This is a genomic window from Paenibacillus residui, assembly GCF_042677205.1.
Classification (GTDB): Bacteria; Bacillota; Bacilli; order Paenibacillales; family NBRC-103111; genus Paenibacillus_L; species Paenibacillus_L residui.
Genome location: NZ_JBHTIU010000088.1, coordinates 1 through 15895 on the forward strand (window position 1 = coordinate 1; position 15895 = coordinate 15895).

Sequence of the window (15895 nt, forward strand, 5' to 3'; positions counted from 1 at the left end):
TGGATGAGCACCTTACCCAGTTATATCAAGGGTTTGTTTGCCAATCTAAGCTGCGAAAGTTGAGTTAGTAATATTAAGTAATATTTTATAATATTCAATAATACTCATCAGTTTTCATACACTCGATCAACCTGCCAAGGACTCACTGAACATCAGAATTAAATCCAATTCAATGGCAGATGGACCACGCCAATGGCTACGATATTATCCGGCTTTCATATCATGCATACAAGGCCCTCGACGTAATCGGCAGCCTTGAAGTCTTTAGCTATTCCATCCGGCTCTTTGCAAAATCTGTTCCACAAATTCGCTCTTGGCATTTGTATATGCCTTACGGTCATTATGGAATCGTTGGGCAAGCTCCAGCTTTAGCTCACCGTACTTTTCGGAATCGTCAGGATGGGTCCTCAAATAATCGCGAAAGAGGATATGACGTTTATATTCGTCGTTTTCTTGAGTGCATACATACAAATGATGCCGGGGCAAGTGATCAGGAGGGATGAAAGCCTCCCGCCCGGCGATCCCCAAATCGCCTTCATGAACGTAACCAAGAGTTGAAAGCCTTTGAATGGCTATATGCACATCCGCTTGAGAAGGCACGATCACATCCATATCGACAATCGGTTTCGCTGCTAATCCCGGAACAGATGTACTCCCGACATGTTCTATCGTGACGATGAGGTCGCTCACAACCGGGAGAACAAACTCCCGTAACTTTTCAAATAACTGAACCCAATCGGGGTCATAGGGCACGACGACTACACTTGAATTTGAACCCATGTAAGAAATACCTCCGTTATTTCGCTCTCCCAACCATCAAAGCATGATAGTTGACGACTTTTAAACCTCTTGGCGTAGCATTCTGGCGGAATATTTCCTCCACATCGTTTAGGCATTCCCGCCAGACCATTTTCTTCAATGCTTCACTCTGACCAAAACACTTTTTGTGCAGTACATCCTCGGGCCTCGAAAGGTATTCCACCTCTTCAAAGATCACTAATTCGGCTTCCTCTAGACCGCTTTCGGAAAGCTGGCGTTCGAACTTCACTTTAACTTCATCTAGGTAATTTTCCGGGAAAGGATTGTACAGTCCGGGGAAGAGGTTTCTAAGTCCCCCATCTGTCCCACAATGATATAATCCCAGCACTATGCCCCCAGACTTGATAACCCTACGGCCCTCCTGGCTTCCCTCGTGAAATAGCCATGGTCCTTTTTTCGTATAAACAACATCAAAGAAACTGTCGGGAAACGGCAGCTGTTTGTCTGCATCCACAACAAGAAATTTAACGGATTCTCCGGTCTTCTTGTTGTTGGCTGATGCAATATAGCCCTCTATGACATCAATGCCTACGACTTCCTTAGCTTTATGGGCAAACAACGATGTGAAGTCACCGCGGCCGCAGCCAACGTCCAGCATTCGTGTATCTTCATTAATATAGGTCGCAATTTTGTCTGCAAAAATAATCTCGGCTCTCGGCTCATCGAATTCCGACTTCCATGGGTGTTTGTATCCCCCGGTTTCTATCGCTAAATTTGCGTACCACTCTACAGTCTGTGGCTGAATCCATTCGGGGTGCTTCATCGGGTCAAAAAACAGTTTCGACACGCAAACAACTCCTTTTCCAAATGATCCATCCCTGAGCAGGCCGTGTAAGTGCTTTCATTTTTCCTTCTGGGGCAGAATATTGTTGGCAAAATTAATTTACATCACCAAAATATCGAAGTTCTAGCTCATTCCGTTTAATGCTTTTACCCAATGCTCTTGGATATAATCTAATCTCATCAAGCTGCTGAAGTTCAATCCATTCAACGCCGACCTGATCTTGATCAGGATTAGTGCCATCCCCGAATAGTGGAGCATTTGAAGCAAGCGAGCACATAAAATAGAACTCAACTTGATGAAATCCCGAATCCCATGCTGAAAATTCGTGATTTTTGCCAATATACTCACGTACATAAACCAGTTCGCCAACAATTACCTCTTGTCCAATTTCCTCCAAGCATTCCCTCTTAACAGCATCTTTTAGTTCCTCACTGTGTTCTTGCCCACCACCGGGAAATAAGTAAAAAAAACCAAAATCATCTATATTCTTCGTTAATAAAATTTTGTCATGTTCAATTATTATTGCTTTAGCAGAGTTTCTTATTGGTTTCATAATTACCTCCAGCAATTTCATATATTCAGCAACATTATTTCACTGCTTAAAGATATCTCGAATCTTATTGTCTATCCAATCGCATCCATTACCAGTGCTTTTCCATAGCTTCTTCGCATAGAGAAAAGCCATTTCTTGAATAGAACTGAGTACTGTTGCTGCTTGGCCATACAATAAGAAATTCGACTTTATTTTCTTTAGACCATTTTTCCATGGCGGTATGAATCTCGGTTCCGATCCCTTGACTTCTAAAAGCAGGACGGGTATAGACATTGGTAACGTAACCGAAATAAGGGTCTGGGGATTTGCCCGGTCTCGGCACTTTATGGATTAATTGCAGATACATATGTGAAACTATCTTATTCTCAACTTCCGCGATCCAAATGTACCAATCTCCGCTTTCCAATGCTTTAACCAAAAATTCACTGCAAATCCGGTGAAACTCCTCAAAACCGACCGAACTACTGGCCTCCTCTTCCGAGAAGTCCCAACGCATCTGAACAAGTTCACCAACATCGTCTAATGCAGCCAATCGCACCAATGCCATATTTTCGTTCCCCTTCAAGTATTATGTAAAATTTCTTGCGTAGCCCACCCGTTTCATCTCAAAACCGTTTTCAAAATAGCTCCTCCATAGGTCAGGGGAATGCTTCAAACGGGACAACGAGTGTACCAGTCCGGTGCGCCATTATTATGGAAATCATGTGTTTCTATAATGGATCGGGTTCTTTCTTGAACATAAGCCAGATTATTTGAGATTACGCCGCCAAGCTGGCTCGCATGCTGGTTTAAGGCGACGAACAAATTATATTTCCGCCAAAAGGTTTCGGGTATTTTATGATCGAAATATCCATCCACTTGGCCTTTCGCAAAGGACACGCTTAAATAAATTGTATATTTGGGCAACTTGAAAAATTCTTCGAACGGGTCGCCCCAATCATAGGAGTCGAAATCTATAATCGCAATCGTTCCATCCGATTTAACAATCATATTCTGAGGGTGAAAATCATCATGTTGAAACGTAACCGGGCTGTCTTTTAACCAATGAATGTTCTCTTGAATGTACTGTTCAATAAAATCCTGCCTAAGGTTAGCCCACGTCTCTTACATTCATCAACTTTATTCCGATACTTCTGGGTTCGCTTATGATACCAATCATAAGGCTTCGCCGGGGTTACCCGATGAATTGTCTTCAATTCCTTCCCCGCTAACACTCCTAGAGTATATTGCTCTTCCACACTCTTGCTGGGTATGGACTTGTCCCCGCTCTCGCCTTGAACATACGACAATACTATGTAGCATACTTGGAGCTCGTCATGGATCCCGAATTGGATCGGCCTTTGACAGGAAACGGCATTATCGAAATGCCGTTTTAACAAATCAAATTTTATTTTGCATCTCTCTGCTTTATCCATACCGTATATTTTCAAGAGATACTGCGATGCGTCATCCTTTGAATAGAGCACATTTTTTTGCGCAGTCGAAAAGCCCTTACTCAGCTCTTCAAAACGAGTTATATTTAAACCTCGTAATTCTTCCATAAGCTCTAGGACGATGTTCATAAGGAAACACCTGACTGGATGGCTATGGCAACCATCCCTTTCTATTTTGCTAATTGCCATTCAAATGATAGATTAGCCGCACAACGCCAGAGGAGAAAGTTCTTGTATCAACCAATTTTAAATTCAACCTCTGGTTTAAATCAATAAATAACGGTTTTCCTTCTCCCAAAACAACAGGGTGGACAGATAATCTAAATTCATCAACCAGCCCTAAACGGATAAAAGTTGTAATAAGACTCGCTCCGCCATACAGCCACATGTCTTTACCAGGCTTATTCTTTATTCTGTTTACTTCTCACATCATCCAGCATAGCGTCTATGACATTCAATATCCTTTTTTGCTCACTTACACTTCTGCTTCGGAGCCTATCCACTATTTCCGCGAGCGTAGATTCGCTTCTTTCCCTGCTCACGGGTTGCACATTTAAAAAACTCAACCATCGAGCTGAAAAGGGGACAGTCTTATTATATCGAAATAATCCCTTTAGAATATATTTATTGAAAATAATCCCTATAGTCTCTTGGAGCAATCAACTGGCTGGTCTATGGTTTGATTAGGTGGATGCTATGAGTGATTTTTGAGATGGGTGGCAGGGCATTCGGCACTTTCGAAAATTACGTGGATTAAGCCAGGAGGAACTTGCAATAAATATATATCTATTCAACTAATCCTCGCATTTGTGCGGGGTAACTCCATGTCAGAAAGGAATGAATCCCATGAGAGTAATGTGCATATTCCCCGACGACTCAACGACGGATATTTACGTTTCAGAAATTGGAAACTTTCTTCATCTTACTAAATTGGTAAATGGAATAACAATGAGAGGAATCAATTACAGTGTAGTCAGTACAGAGCTAATTGTTGAAAAAGAGGCTTTCTATATATCAATGTTATTGAAACATAAGCACGCACCATAGACTCACTATTTTTCGCCGTCACTTATGATACGGTTCCCCACGATAAAGGACCTGGCAGCGAAAATGAAAAGCGCAAAGCCTGCCGACAAAGCCAAAAAGGCCTCCATCCCCAGAAGTCGGGACGAAGGCCTCTTAACGCATTTATATTTGTTTATTTCCTAGTGGGCGGGCTGGAGTTCCTTCTTTAATCCGAGCGCCTGTGCTGTATAAGTGTGAATTTCATCGATCAACCCCGGATTTTTCAATAATGACACGCCATAAGAAGGAATCATTTCCTTGATTTTCGGCTCCCACTCTTTCAGATGCTGCGGGAAGCATTTTTCGATGACCTCAAGCATGACGGAAACGGCGGTAGAAGCACCCGGAGAGGCGCCGAGCAATGCAGCTATCGAACCGTCAGAGGCACTAACCACCTCCGTACCAAACTGAAGCGTTCCTTTGCCGGCAGCCGTATCTTTGATCACCTGCACACGTTGGCCGGCCACCAACAGATCCCAATCTTCACTCTTGGCATTCGGGATAAACTCCCGCAGCTCTTCCATGCGCTGCTCTTTCGATAACATAACCTGCTGGATCAGGTATTTGGTCAAGGCCATGTTTTTGGCGCCCGCCGCCAACATCGTTATTACATTATTCGGTTTGACAGAACCTAACAAATCAAACATCGAGCCGGTTTTTAAGAACTTGGGTGAGAAACCGGCAAACGGTCCAAAGAGCAGCGATTTCTTGTTATCGATAAATCTTGTGTCCAGATGCGGAACGGACATTGGCGGTGCTCCAACCTTGGCCTTGCCGTACACCTTGGCATGGTGCTGAGCGACAACTTCCGGATTAGTGCACACCATAAATAGTCCGCTTACCGGGAAACCTCCAATATGTTTTCCCTCGGGAATACCGGACTTTTGCAGTAGGGGCAGGCTTCCTCCCCCGCCGCCGATAAAGACGAATTTGGCCGTATGGCGTTCCACGCTGCCGCTGTCGAGATTCCGTACTTTCAATTCCCACAAGCCGTCGCTGGTACGTTTAATGCCGCCAACCTTATGTTTGAATTTAATGTCAACGTCTTTACGTTTCAAATGGTCGAACAGCATGCGCGTTAAAGCGCCAAAGTTGACGTCCGTACCGGATTCGATTCTTGTTGCCGCTATAGGTTCGTTCAATGTCCGGTCCTGCATGATGAGCGGAATCCATTCCATCAACTTGTTCGGGTCATCGGAGAATTCCATCCCTTGGAACAGAGGGTTGCTCGACATCGCCTCGAAACGTTTTTTCAGAAACGCTACATTCTGTTCCCCTTGAACTAAACTCATATGAGGCAGCGGCATGATAAAGTCCTGCGGGTTGCGAATCAGATTGCTGTTGACAAGATATGACCAGAACTGCATGGAAACCTGAAACTGCTCGTTAACCTTAATCGCTTTGCTAATATCTATGGATCCGTCCGGTATTTCCGTTGTGTAGTTAAGCTCGCACAGAGCAGCATGCCCCGTTCCCGCATTATTCAATTCGTTAGAGCTTTCCTCTCCCGCGCTTGCCAGCTTTTCCAACACAGTGATTTTCCAATCGGGAACCAATTCTTTCAATATTGTCCCCAAAGTTGCACTCATGATTCCGGCGCCAATCAAGATAACGTCTGTTTCGTTTTGTCTGTCACTCATTTTTACCGTCCCTAACACGCTAGTATTTGAAGAAAAGATGGAACCTCCTCCGCTCAGCCCATAGCAAGACAGGGTACGAACTGAGTTCACACCTTCTCCGGATCAATGAAAATCTTGATTATAGTGTAACACTATTATTGATAGATTAACATACTTACTATTATATGATAGTTATTCTCTATTTAAAAGCTGGTAATTTCAGTGATGATATCCTTTTGCAGTTAATAAAATGGGGATCTGAGCCAATTTTCTAGCTTTTTAGAATATGTACGTGTGAGAAAATAAAAAGGCCGCCCCTAAAGCTTGCTCAAGAGGCGGCCTCTCTTCGCTGGCTACTCCCCAGTATTAGAATAAATTTAATCGTCCACGTTCGGAAAAATGGAAGTGTGTTACCCATTCTTCCATAGGCATTTCCCCTCCTTTATTCAATCCATCCCTCGCCAAAATTGTTCTGGATTCTCTATATTCACATTATTATATTTGCATACAATCTCTTGCAGTCCGACTGGCGCATCCATATCCACCTCATGCCATGGATTCATATCTGGCAGGCCAAAGCTTACCTTCAGCTTCTTTTCCGCCACATGGATGTCAAATATCATCGGCATTTCTTCACGTTATTTTCCATATTTGCCAATTCCTCATTCTATATTTGTTGCAATCCTAACATATTAAAAAAATTAGGTCTACTGGATTATTGATTATAGAATGAAAAAAGCTGCCTCTATTGTTAGGCAGCTAATATCAAGCTAAAATCAGTTGATCGTTTCTTGGAAAGTAGCGGTCGCTGTTAAATCGGTGACGCTTATTTTTCAGCTCCTTATGACTAGAATATCTTGGATACCGTCCACTTTCCATCGGTGTAGACAAGGTTTAAATTCAACAATTCATCATTGTCTATGTCATCAACGTCTCCGTCCGATATCGTCAAAGCATAAAATGCGTGAATCCCTGTAACCTGGACAAAAAAGTGCTTCTTCTCGCGATCATAAAAAACTGCTACATGATCGGCCGGATCTTCCGAACCCGTGAAACGGAATTCCTGAAGCTTTACCGACTGCAAGGTATTGTCCGACCCCCAGGGGTAGTACATATCCTCCCTATCCGCCTCGACCATCTGCAACAAATCGCCTTCGAAGTTGGGATATAACTTCTCCAGTTCGCTAATGTCTTTCGAACCGTAAGCTTCTGCACGTGTCTCCAAGAACAACGTTACAAAATCAAGCACTTCCTTCCGCGTCTGCTCCTGCAAAGGCGGCGTAATATCATAATTGTCGGACAAATCATCAATCACGACGGGTTCGCTCTTGGATTCTCCCCAAGGGAACTTGGCAACGCCGTAAATCTTCTGCGATCCGTCGCTGAATGCGGGATAGAAATAATCGCCGGAGGAATCATCCATGTAGCTTCGCTGGACAAAAGGAGTCGGCTGGTCATTGACATAGGCCTGCACCTCTCCCAATGGGCTGTTAATCCTCACCTGATCTCCGGTCACCATTTTCGAGTAATCGGTTTCCGATTCCATTCCGAGCAGACTGACCGGTTCGCTTTCGGTAATCTCTTTGCCGACGTAATCGAACTTGGTTTTGAAATCAACCTGGTACTCCCCCGGAAAGAGCGGCCCAAGCTTGACCGAATGATTGCCCTTGCTTACTTCGTGGGTTTCTTTGCCGTCGACCGTGATCGTGCCGTTATCGTTTTCCAGCGTGATGTTTAATACTGAGGGCGGACACCGATGGTGTAAGAATCGGACCAAAACCCCTTCTTTTTCTTTAAATACAGCTCTCCGGAATTCAATAGTTGGTCAGGCGACATCTTATCCAGCAAACCGGTATTGACATACTCCGCTTCTTCCAGCAGCGCTTGCTGACCCATCATGATTTGAAGCGTAGCTTCGTAATAATCGCGCTCTTCCTTGGCGTATTGAATCAATTGGCGCAAGCGTTCATCCGTCATTTCCATAGCCTCGTCATCGACGGAGAGCAACTTCTTCAACGCCTCGGTATCTTCTGCGGCAATGGCATTCTCAAACTTCCGGATCACCTCGGATGCCTGCTTATCCCCGCCCGAGCTCGATGAGAATAAAAGCAGCAAAATCAAACCGATCACAAGAAGGAAGGCAATGATCATGACGGGTTTATTTTTCAATATCCTTCTCTCCGCTTGTGGTCTCATCCCATGATTGGGCGCCTGGCTCATAAATTCCCTCCAATTTGGCAAAGCAAGAGACCGGAACACGTTTCGATCTGCTTGTTCGCAATTTGCAATATAGATACCAACTAGTCGGTATATACTAGAACATTATATTAAAGCAGATATGTTATAATCAATAGGACATCAGAATTATAAAAAGGGGATTTTTGGATGGGAAATCTGGAGCAATCGCAGCAAACAATCCAAAAGCTAATGAAGTCCGGCGTGGAGTTGTTTTCTCGAAAAGGCTACTCCAATACAAGCATAGATCAAATTGTAAAGCATGCCGGGTACTCCAAAGGGGGATTCTATGCTCATTTCAACAGCAAAGAGGAGTTTCTGCTTAAAATCATAAAAGACGGTATCGATTTTTACTTTGACGATCTTAAATCCGCCCTGGAACACAAGGAGCGGAATTTGCTTGAAAATTTCCTGAATTATTCGCTTCGCTTGGTGAACGAGGCGTACGAGCAAGGGGCCTCGCTGCTCTTGATCCAAGGATGCATGAACTCCAACGACCTTCCCATGGTTAAGGACCGGCTCATCACGCAAATGGAGGAGTGGAGGCAATTTCTCGCTCGTTTTATCCAGGTCATGAAGGATGAAGGCATTGCGAAGAGCCCTTTGGATGCTAGAACCTTGTCTACAGCTTGCATGGCGATTTTTAACGGATACAATCTGCAGCATTTTGTCGATGAACGGATTCCGTTGGAGGAGATGATGACCGTCGTCCTTGAGCTGCTTCAAATCGAGAATCCCAAAACTGGAAGGAAGTAACAAATTTCTATCGGTTCTGCAACTATAATTGGGCAATGTTCCTATTTAGTCTAAAAACCTACTGCGAAGACGGCGCGGGACTCCCATATCAGGACAGGAAATTCTGATCAAACCAACCAGCCATACAGCATCACATCATCGTTGCCAATAATAAATGGCCAATTGCGTCCGATCGCGAAGTTCTAATTTATCTAATATGATAGACAGCATATTTCGAACAGTACCGGCACTCAGAAAAAGCTGATCAGCTATTTCTTTATTCGACAGGCCTTGAGCAACTAATTCAACAATGTCCCTTTCACGATCCGTTAACCCTGCAAGTTTTATTCCGTCCGGTTCTACGATGGCTTTTAGAACATCGGCATCTAGTATCGTCGATCCGGCTTTTAACGCTCTTATTTGCTGTGCCATGTTTTCAATCGATGTCGATTTCAGCAAGTATCCTTCCGCCCCTGCTTTCAAGGCCATTCGAATATTATGCTCATCCCGAAACGTGGTCAACATCATGATCTGGATAGAAGGCCACTGTTGCTTGATCCTCTTCAAGCATTCAATTCCATCCATCACCGGCATTTGGATGTCCATCAGTATCACATCCGGCAGTTCCAGTTGACATATTTCTATCGCCGCTTGTCCATTTCCTGCGGTGTTCACCACTTCAAAGTCTTCTTCCTTGACAAGCAGCAACTGCAAACTCCGGCACACCAGCGGATCATCATCTACGATCAGAAGCCTCATCCTGCTAACCCTCCTTGTCTAACGGGATGACACCAACCAGCAAGAATCCGTTGTCTCGACTAACGGATAAGCTTCCCCCCAATGAGCGGGCTCGCATTTGCAATCCCCTTAGCCCGCTGCCTGTCGAATTGTTGGTTTGAACTGTGCCATTATCTCCAATCAACAAGCGCACAATCGAATCCGTTGCCTGTAAATCAATTTCGACTTTCGTGGCATTGCTATGTCTGGCCACATTCGTTAAAGCCTCCTTTAAGCATGCTTCTAACCATCCCCAGATGTGCGCAGGAACTCGCAGCATATCACCGGATTTATGAAATTCGATATTAAGCTGTTGGAATTGATCCACAATGTTCTCAAAGCTATCAACACCGATTAACATCGTTGGGGTCATATTATGAACGGTTTCCCTTAAATGGATCGTGCTTCGTTCTAACCGGTTTCTCACTTCTTGCAGCAGTTGATTCGCCTCTTCGGGGTTCTTCACATACTCGTAAGCTCGTAAGGCAAGAGAAGCGCCGGTTAAATCATGACCCAAATGATCATGAAGTTCTCTGGATATACGATACCTTTCCAATAATTCTGCGTGATGAGAAGCTTTCTTGTTTGCCTCTAATAAATCAAGCTTAATTCGTTCTAGCTCGTACCGAGCCTGACGTTGCTCATCCGCTTCCAGTATATATTTTTGCTGATTTTTCAATGCGATCCATGAGAAAGTGCCGAAAAAGAACCCCTGGAAATAGTACCAAAATAAAAAACTCGAAGCAGATGGAGTAAAGAATAAGCTAGCAAAAAGCAGGAACGAAAAATACCATTTCCCTCTAAAGGCCAACTCAAAAATCGGCAGCACCAATCCATAATAGCTAATATCCGTAATCGGAAAGTACAAAAAACATATCGTCACATCCAAGCCTACGGACCACACTGGCATGCGATAGCGCCATCTCAGACTGATCATTACGAGTAAAAGGAGAATCATGATAAAAGAACTTACCCTAGATCCCTCTAATATCCATAAATGAAAGAGCACGCCTGCTTGAAGAAAGCGCCATCCCTTCACAAACAGCATGGGCTCCAATATCGTCTTCATCCTTCACCTCAGCAACGTCAATGAATTTTCCGTATGCTTCCAATAATCAAGAAGATTAGGGTATACAGCCATAATACAGCATTAATCAGAAGAAAATCGAGGAGGTTTACTCCGAATACAACCCAATTCAGCCCTTCCGCGAGCCAAAAAGTTGGAAATAATAGCGCAATCTTTTTTAACAGTGCAGGAAAGATATCCAACGGAATCATCAATCCTCCCAGTACGACAAACAAAAAAATGAGCGACATATATACAAGAAATGCTGTGTCCTTGCTGCGGCAAAACGAAATCCATGCCAATGCGATCGCTATAGCAGTAAAACTGAACGAAGTATATAATACCAGCAGCCATAACGGCTGGTACAATTCATGGCCAACAAGGACACCGCCCATAACGATGATCACACATTGCATGACTAATAGGACGGAAAACCCTAGAAGATTTTGACCCAAATATTGTGCATAACTAATGGGAGCGACAGCCAAGCGCTTGACGACTCCTTTCGCGCGATCTTCCAGCAGAATCGATGTCAGACGAATACCAGCAAACAGAATGACAATGCCAAAATACTGGTATCCATATGGAAGATGCGGCCAATCTTCTCCTTCAGGGAAAAATATACAGACAATGGGAAGGAGCAAAAGGAAGACAACATTCGTCTTATTACCAAAGCTTCTTTTGATGGCGAAGCGAAAAATCGTCACGCCAATTTCCTCCTCCCAACAACAAGCATCACAATAAACAAAACGCATATCACTGCTAATAAAATGTTAGCTAAGAACCATGCTTCACTCGGATTAGATTCATTCATCTCACCGGTCGACATGAGAGCTATGACCAGCGGATTCCCGTAAGAACCCATGAAGTCAAAGAAAGCATTGTCAGGCATAGGGAAAAATAATCCGGCCAATAGGATCAGTCCAACACCGTACGCATCAACTAATCGTTCGGCCAATTTATTATTTTTAACGGTGAAGGCAAAAATTAAGGAAACAATGATCGATAAAACAGCCAGCAAGCAAATGTTATAGATAATCCACGGCCAATTTCCCCATTCCACTCCCAAGACAAATTGTGTATACAGCATCAGTATAATGCCAAGGAATACAGAGAAAACAACTCCGCACATCATAATCGAAAAAGCATACATTGATTGATTAAATGGCAACGTATACATCCTCGTCCTATTTGCCGCGAATAGATCATTGTGGACCAGATACATGACAATCGAACCGCCAAAAAGTTGAAAACAAAGCACCAACGTCATGGCATTTTCATTAATATAGGGCACTCCCGATTCTGTTACCATTCCTGAAAGGATAAAGGAGAAAAGAGTAATGAGAATAATAGGAACCACAAGCAGCAGTAATAATACGATATAGTTTCTTACCATTCTAAGAGCAGTAAATCTGACCGTTGAAAGAACTCTCATCATTCTTTCCCCTCATCTCTTAGTTGCTTTCCTGTAAGCGTTAAGAAGACATCTTCAAGATTGGGCTTCTCCGCGTGGATCCCAATCAGTCCCGCCTGCTCTTTCACAACCGATACTATTCTATCTAAATTGCCAGAACCAACCGCAGATATTACCGTTACTTTTCTTCCTGCTGCTTCAACCTTTCTCACTCCGGCAATATTTTCTATTCTAGTCATCGAGACACGATCAGGCTCCGTGACTTCGATCGTTACCTTTTCTTCATGCTGCACGGTTTGAACCAGCTCGTCTACAGTACCTTCTTTAATGATTTGGCCTTGATCCATGATAACCACTCTGGAAGCAATGGCCTGTACTTCCTCCACATAGTGGGTTGTATATAAGATAGTCGTGCCATCCTTTCTTAATTTCCTTACCGCTTCGAGAATATGATTTCTTGACTGCGGATCAATTCCAACCGTCGGTTCATCCATAATGAGGAATTGGGGACGATGTGTTAACGCACAGGCAATATTCAACCTGCGCTTCATGCCCCCGGAAAATTTATATGGTGTCTTATTCCCCTTATCTCCTAAGCCGACAAATTCCAGTGCTTCTTCCACTCGTTTTTTCTTCTCTTCTCCTTTTAGACCGTAGATCCCGGCAAAAAACTGCAAATTCTCCTTCGCTGTCAGTTCGTCAAACACCGTTATTTCCTGCGTAACTAACCCAAGTTTCTCCTTATTTTGATTCGAGAATGGATGCTTTGACTGTCCGAAGAGCGCCACCGTCCCCCGTTCAGCAGTCTTTAAGCCGGATAATGTTTGAATTAGTGTAGTTTTACCCGCACCGTTGGGACCTAGCAAGCCAACAATTTCCCCTTCCTGGATATCCAGATCAATATAGTCCAACGCAACATGGGTTCCATACCTTACGACAACCCCTTGTAACGAAGCAACCGTCATCTATTTCACACACCCTTCTTATTTCTTGCCTCAATTATCGCCAATTCCATTTTTCATCAATAGTTACATTTGTCATTATATCAGTCTGTTCCTTCACATCATTCGCGTGAAATCACCTTTTAATCATGACTGCCGTTATCTCAATTTCAGAACACCTAAATATATTAAGGCTCAAAACCATAATCAGTGCTTGAAAGAAATCCGTGGATCCAAAATAACTATATAACGGGCAAAGGATTGGGTTGAACATATTGGTTTTGATGCTGGGCCATCCGATCATGCCCTGCTCTTTATGAAGCAGGATGTGGCGGGGTAACATTTCACTCCAACGTGTGCGGCGGAGTATGGGATAAACAAAATGCATTTTGTTACGAAACCTGGAAACGTTATTTGGGCAAAACGGCTCTTTTCCATTTTCTTACGAAACTCCATATCGCTATTGACCAAAAAAGAAGGCTATGGAGCAGGATTTCGCCCAAATAACGATTGTGAGTTTCGTTATATTTGAAACGGCATCATTTTTAAATCAATAACGTTACCCAGATTCGTTAGCGAGATTGAAACCGGACGGGAGCTGGGCAGATGACCAGTTAGTTATTCCGCAGGTAGAAAATCAAGTACTGATTTTGAGATTGAGCCTATATTAATTGTAATTTTTTTCTTTATGACTGACATAATGCTGTCATATATGCCTGGGTGTTAGATGTGGTATTAAGAACAAATAAAACTGGATGGATCATAGCGGGGCTTTTGCTTTCGATTCTTATGGCATCGATGGACAATAAGATATTGGCTACATCGATGGGAACCATCGTAGGAGATCTTGGCGGGATGCATCAATTTGTGTGGGTTATATCTGCCTATATGATCGCAGAAATGGCGGGGATGCCGATCTTCGGCAAATTGTCCGATATGTACGGTCGCAAACGTTTCTTCATTTTCGGCATTTTGATGTTCATTATCGGCTCTGCACTGTGCGGTACAGCCGACTCCATCACAGAGCTCTCAGCTGCACCTCTGCGGACCTCAATTGCCTTTCAACCTCTCGTTTTTGCCCCCGGAAAGCTGTTTCAGAATGTCCATTCGAGTTCCCCCTAATCTTTTTTGAAAATAAAAAAACAACCCTTCATCCCGAAAAGGGACGAGAGGTTGTCTCGCGGTACCACCCTAATTAAAGAAGCTTCTTAACTTCTTTCACTCATTTAATCATAACGGCATTATGATTATGCCGGGAAAAGTTACCGGGATTGAATCATTTTCACTTTTCCAACTCCGGATTGTATTTCAGAAAGAAGACTGCACCGGTTCCCACCCGCCACCGGCTCTCTGAAGGCACTCGTTCCACTTTCTTACTACGGTGTTTAACCGTTATCCATCATTGCTTTATCTGGTATTAATTTTTTTCCATTTAATCACATAACTGGAACTATGTCAACTATGTTATCCATTACGCAGTGAAGCATTCGTCACACACGCAACCCTCAGCAGTTCAACCTATCAACCTTTATGGGATGGCTCCTATATATGGATGACTGAACTTCCGTTAGTTGAGCCCATCATTTGATTTAAGATAATCCAACACAATATCGATTCTTTCTTTAACCGAATAATCTCCCTCAATCCTCAATATCGGACAAGATAAATCAGACATCCACTGCTCGTGCAAAGCTTTGCTTCTAACCTCCAAGCCAGCTTCATCATATAGCGAAGCCCACTCTATAAAAGTCCTTGATTGCTCGAACTTACTTCCCCCTGGTAATATGGCATCGCCATATCTTTGAAATTCCCTTTCTTTTAATCTTTGAAGCCTTATTTCTTTAGGGATAAAAAGAAAAATAACCAGATATCATCCCCCCAACCACACACTGCCCCGGAAAGAATCCATTGATTATACTTCGAAAGGTCTTCTTTCAATAACTGGATTCTATCTTTTTGCTCCCTCTGCTTGGAAAATTTTTTAGCCCAAAAATAATCATCGCTATCCAAAATAGCATAAGGTAGAAGTAAAGATAGTTCGCTTCCAAGAGTCGATGTTCCTGAACCCGAAGCCCCCAAGATATGTATTCGATTACTCATATCAATACCCCCCGTTCGAGTTTGAATCGGCAAAAGCGGGATTGCAAACCAGTTAATTTTGCACCGTACTTGATTAGAGGTTACTTGTCCGTTAACAAAACGAGGCCGCAACTTTTCTCGCAGCAGCCTCGTAATTCTGTACTTATTGAGGCTGTCGACCCATTGTGGGAAAGGTGTCCAACAGGACGTTGTACTAGTAATAAGTCCAACAGCGAAAATGTAACGGACCTGGGAGACCCTATTTCGTCAAAATAGGCCGTTTTTTTAGACTAACGGAAACAGTTGGATGGCGTAAAGTATTCTGTGTACCAAGATTTGGAGCCTTCACAGGCGACAAAAAAGTAGGGTATTCTC

At 43.4% G+C, this 15895-nt stretch carries 16 protein-coding genes, 3 pseudogenes and 1 other annotated feature; of the genes and pseudogenes, 2 read left to right on the forward strand and 17 right to left on the reverse strand.

Annotation, left to right across the window (positions count from 1 at the left end; genetic code table 11):
- Positions 1-264 precede the first annotated feature (264 nt).
- From ACFQ03_RS21590 to ACFQ03_RS21640, 11 genes and pseudogenes are all read right to left on the reverse strand, one after another.
- Positions 265-780, reverse strand: coding sequence for a GrpB family protein (locus ACFQ03_RS21590; RefSeq protein WP_379290899.1), 516 nt, complete (start codon positions 778-780; stop codon positions 265-267).
- Between the two features lie 16 nt (positions 781-796).
- A complete protein-coding gene (locus ACFQ03_RS21595) occupies positions 797-1606 on the reverse strand; it encodes a class I SAM-dependent methyltransferase (RefSeq protein ID WP_379290901.1) in 810 nt (269 codons plus the stop codon).
- Positions 1607-1697: 91 nt separating this feature from the next.
- The gene (locus tag ACFQ03_RS21600; protein WP_379290903.1) at positions 1698-2156 is read right to left on the reverse strand and encodes an NUDIX domain-containing protein; all 459 of its coding nucleotides are present in this window, start codon (positions 2154-2156) and stop codon (positions 1698-1700) included.
- Positions 2157-2244: 88 nt separating this feature from the next.
- Positions 2245-2703 (reverse strand): GNAT family N-acetyltransferase, encoded by a 459-nt coding sequence (locus ACFQ03_RS21605; protein ID WP_379290905.1) that lies wholly within the window; start codon positions 2701-2703, stop codon positions 2245-2247.
- Between the two features lie 104 nt (positions 2704-2807).
- A complete protein-coding gene (locus ACFQ03_RS21610; RefSeq protein ID WP_260982089.1) occupies positions 2808-3146 on the reverse strand; it encodes a hypothetical protein in 339 nt (112 codons plus the stop codon).
- A 47-nt stretch (positions 3147-3193) separates the two neighbouring features.
- Positions 3194-3718 (reverse strand): phosphotransferase, encoded by a 525-nt coding sequence (locus tag ACFQ03_RS21615; protein WP_379290907.1) that lies wholly within the window; start codon positions 3716-3718, stop codon positions 3194-3196.
- A 49-nt stretch (positions 3719-3767) separates the two neighbouring features.
- Positions 3768-4013, reverse strand: a pseudogene (locus tag ACFQ03_RS21620) (dihydrofolate reductase family protein); the annotation flags it as partial.
- Positions 4014-4794: 781 nt separating this feature from the next.
- On the reverse strand, positions 4795-6312 hold the full coding sequence (locus ACFQ03_RS21625; RefSeq protein ID WP_379290922.1) for a malate:quinone oxidoreductase: 1518 nt from the start codon (positions 6310-6312) through the stop codon (positions 4795-4797).
- A gap of 407 nt (positions 6313-6719) precedes the next feature.
- A complete protein-coding gene (locus ACFQ03_RS21630) occupies positions 6720-6896 on the reverse strand; it encodes a hypothetical protein (RefSeq protein WP_379290909.1) in 177 nt (58 codons plus the stop codon).
- A gap of 224 nt (positions 6897-7120) precedes the next feature.
- Positions 7121-8050 (reverse strand): TcaA 3rd/4th domain-containing protein, encoded by a 930-nt coding sequence (locus ACFQ03_RS21635; protein WP_379290911.1) that lies wholly within the window; start codon positions 8048-8050, stop codon positions 7121-7123.
- Positions 8008-8442, reverse strand: coding sequence for a TcaA second domain-containing protein (locus ACFQ03_RS21640; RefSeq protein ID WP_144937592.1), 435 nt, complete (start codon positions 8440-8442; stop codon positions 8008-8010). Before ACFQ03_RS21640 ends, ACFQ03_RS21635 begins: the two co-directional genes overlap by 43 nt.
- Positions 8443-8658: 216 nt before the next feature.
- Here ACFQ03_RS21640 and ACFQ03_RS21645 point away from each other — a divergent pair, with 216 nt between their 5' ends.
- The gene (locus tag ACFQ03_RS21645) at positions 8659-9264 is read left to right on the forward strand and encodes a TetR/AcrR family transcriptional regulator (RefSeq protein ID WP_144937589.1); all 606 of its coding nucleotides are present in this window, start codon (positions 8659-8661) and stop codon (positions 9262-9264) included.
- Between the two features lie 135 nt (positions 9265-9399).
- On the opposite strand, the gene ACFQ03_RS21650 is transcribed toward ACFQ03_RS21645, so the two are convergent.
- Genes ACFQ03_RS21650 through ACFQ03_RS21670 form a run of 5 tightly spaced genes read right to left on the reverse strand, consistent with a single transcriptional unit; the run spans position 9400 to position 13465 of the window.
- The gene (locus ACFQ03_RS21650) at positions 9400-10002 is read right to left on the reverse strand and encodes a response regulator (protein WP_144937586.1); all 603 of its coding nucleotides are present in this window, start codon (positions 10000-10002) and stop codon (positions 9400-9402) included.
- A gap of 4 nt (positions 10003-10006) precedes the next feature.
- On the reverse strand, positions 10007-11089 hold the full coding sequence (locus ACFQ03_RS21655) for a sensor histidine kinase (protein ID WP_379290914.1): 1083 nt from the start codon (positions 11087-11089) through the stop codon (positions 10007-10009).
- A gap of 17 nt (positions 11090-11106) precedes the next feature.
- Positions 11107-11793 (reverse strand): ABC transporter permease, encoded by a 687-nt coding sequence (locus ACFQ03_RS21660; protein WP_379290916.1) that lies wholly within the window; start codon positions 11791-11793, stop codon positions 11107-11109.
- Positions 11790-12524: a multidrug ABC transporter permease gene (locus ACFQ03_RS21665; RefSeq protein ID WP_379290918.1), complete on the reverse strand. Its 735-nt coding sequence runs from the start codon at positions 12522-12524 to the stop codon at positions 11790-11792. Before ACFQ03_RS21665 ends, ACFQ03_RS21660 begins: the two co-directional genes overlap by 4 nt.
- Positions 12521-13465 (reverse strand): ABC transporter ATP-binding protein, encoded by a 945-nt coding sequence (locus ACFQ03_RS21670; protein ID WP_379290920.1) that lies wholly within the window; start codon positions 13463-13465, stop codon positions 12521-12523. Before ACFQ03_RS21670 ends, ACFQ03_RS21665 begins: the two co-directional genes overlap by 4 nt.
- Before the next feature lie 705 nt (positions 13466-14170).
- On the opposite strand from ACFQ03_RS21670, the pseudogene ACFQ03_RS21675 reads away from it, so the two are divergent.
- Positions 14171-14470 (forward strand): annotated as a pseudogene (locus tag ACFQ03_RS21675) (MFS transporter); the annotation flags it as partial.
- Between the two features lie 129 nt (positions 14471-14599).
- Positions 14600-14840 (reverse strand) — a binding site (T-box leader).
- Between the two features lie 168 nt (positions 14841-15008).
- Here the strand turns inward: ACFQ03_RS21675 and ACFQ03_RS21680 are convergent.
- Positions 15009-15541: pseudogene (locus ACFQ03_RS21680) on the reverse strand (hypothetical protein).
- Positions 15542-15895 lie beyond the last annotated feature (354 nt).

Excerpts from the sequence above, each read along its gene's own strand:
- ACFQ03_RS21590 (WP_379290899.1), bottom strand. The coding sequence starts at position 780 with ATGGGTTCAAATTCAAGTGTAGTCGTCGTGCCCTATGACCCCGATTGG.
- ACFQ03_RS21600 (WP_379290903.1), bottom strand. The coding sequence starts at position 2,156 with ATGAAACCAATAAGAAACTCTGCTAAAGCAATAATAATTGAACATGAC.
- ACFQ03_RS21605 (WP_379290905.1), bottom strand. The coding sequence starts at position 2,703 with ATGGCATTGGTGCGATTGGCTGCATTAGACGATGTTGGTGAACTTGTT.
- ACFQ03_RS21610 (WP_260982089.1), bottom strand. The coding sequence starts at position 3,146 with ATGATTGTTAAATCGGATGGAACGATTGCGATTATAGATTTCGACTCC.
- ACFQ03_RS21615 (WP_379290907.1), bottom strand. The coding sequence starts at position 3,718 with ATGAACATCGTCCTAGAGCTTATGGAAGAATTACGAGGTTTAAATATA.
- ACFQ03_RS21630 (WP_379290909.1), bottom strand. The coding sequence starts at position 6,896 with ATGATATTTGACATCCATGTGGCGGAAAAGAAGCTGAAGGTAAGCTTT.
- ACFQ03_RS21645 (WP_144937589.1), top strand. The coding sequence starts at position 8,659 with ATGGGAAATCTGGAGCAATCGCAGCAAACAATCCAAAAGCTAATGAAG.
- ACFQ03_RS21650 (WP_144937586.1), bottom strand. The coding sequence starts at position 10,002 with ATGAGGCTTCTGATCGTAGATGATGATCCGCTGGTGTGCCGGAGTTTG.
- ACFQ03_RS21655 (WP_379290914.1), bottom strand. The coding sequence starts at position 11,089 with ATGAAGACGATATTGGAGCCCATGCTGTTTGTGAAGGGATGGCGCTTT.
- ACFQ03_RS21665 (WP_379290918.1), bottom strand. The coding sequence starts at position 12,524 with ATGATGAGAGTTCTTTCAACGGTCAGATTTACTGCTCTTAGAATGGTA.
- ACFQ03_RS21670 (WP_379290920.1), bottom strand. The coding sequence starts at position 13,465 with ATGACGGTTGCTTCGTTACAAGGGGTTGTCGTAAGGTATGGAACCCAT.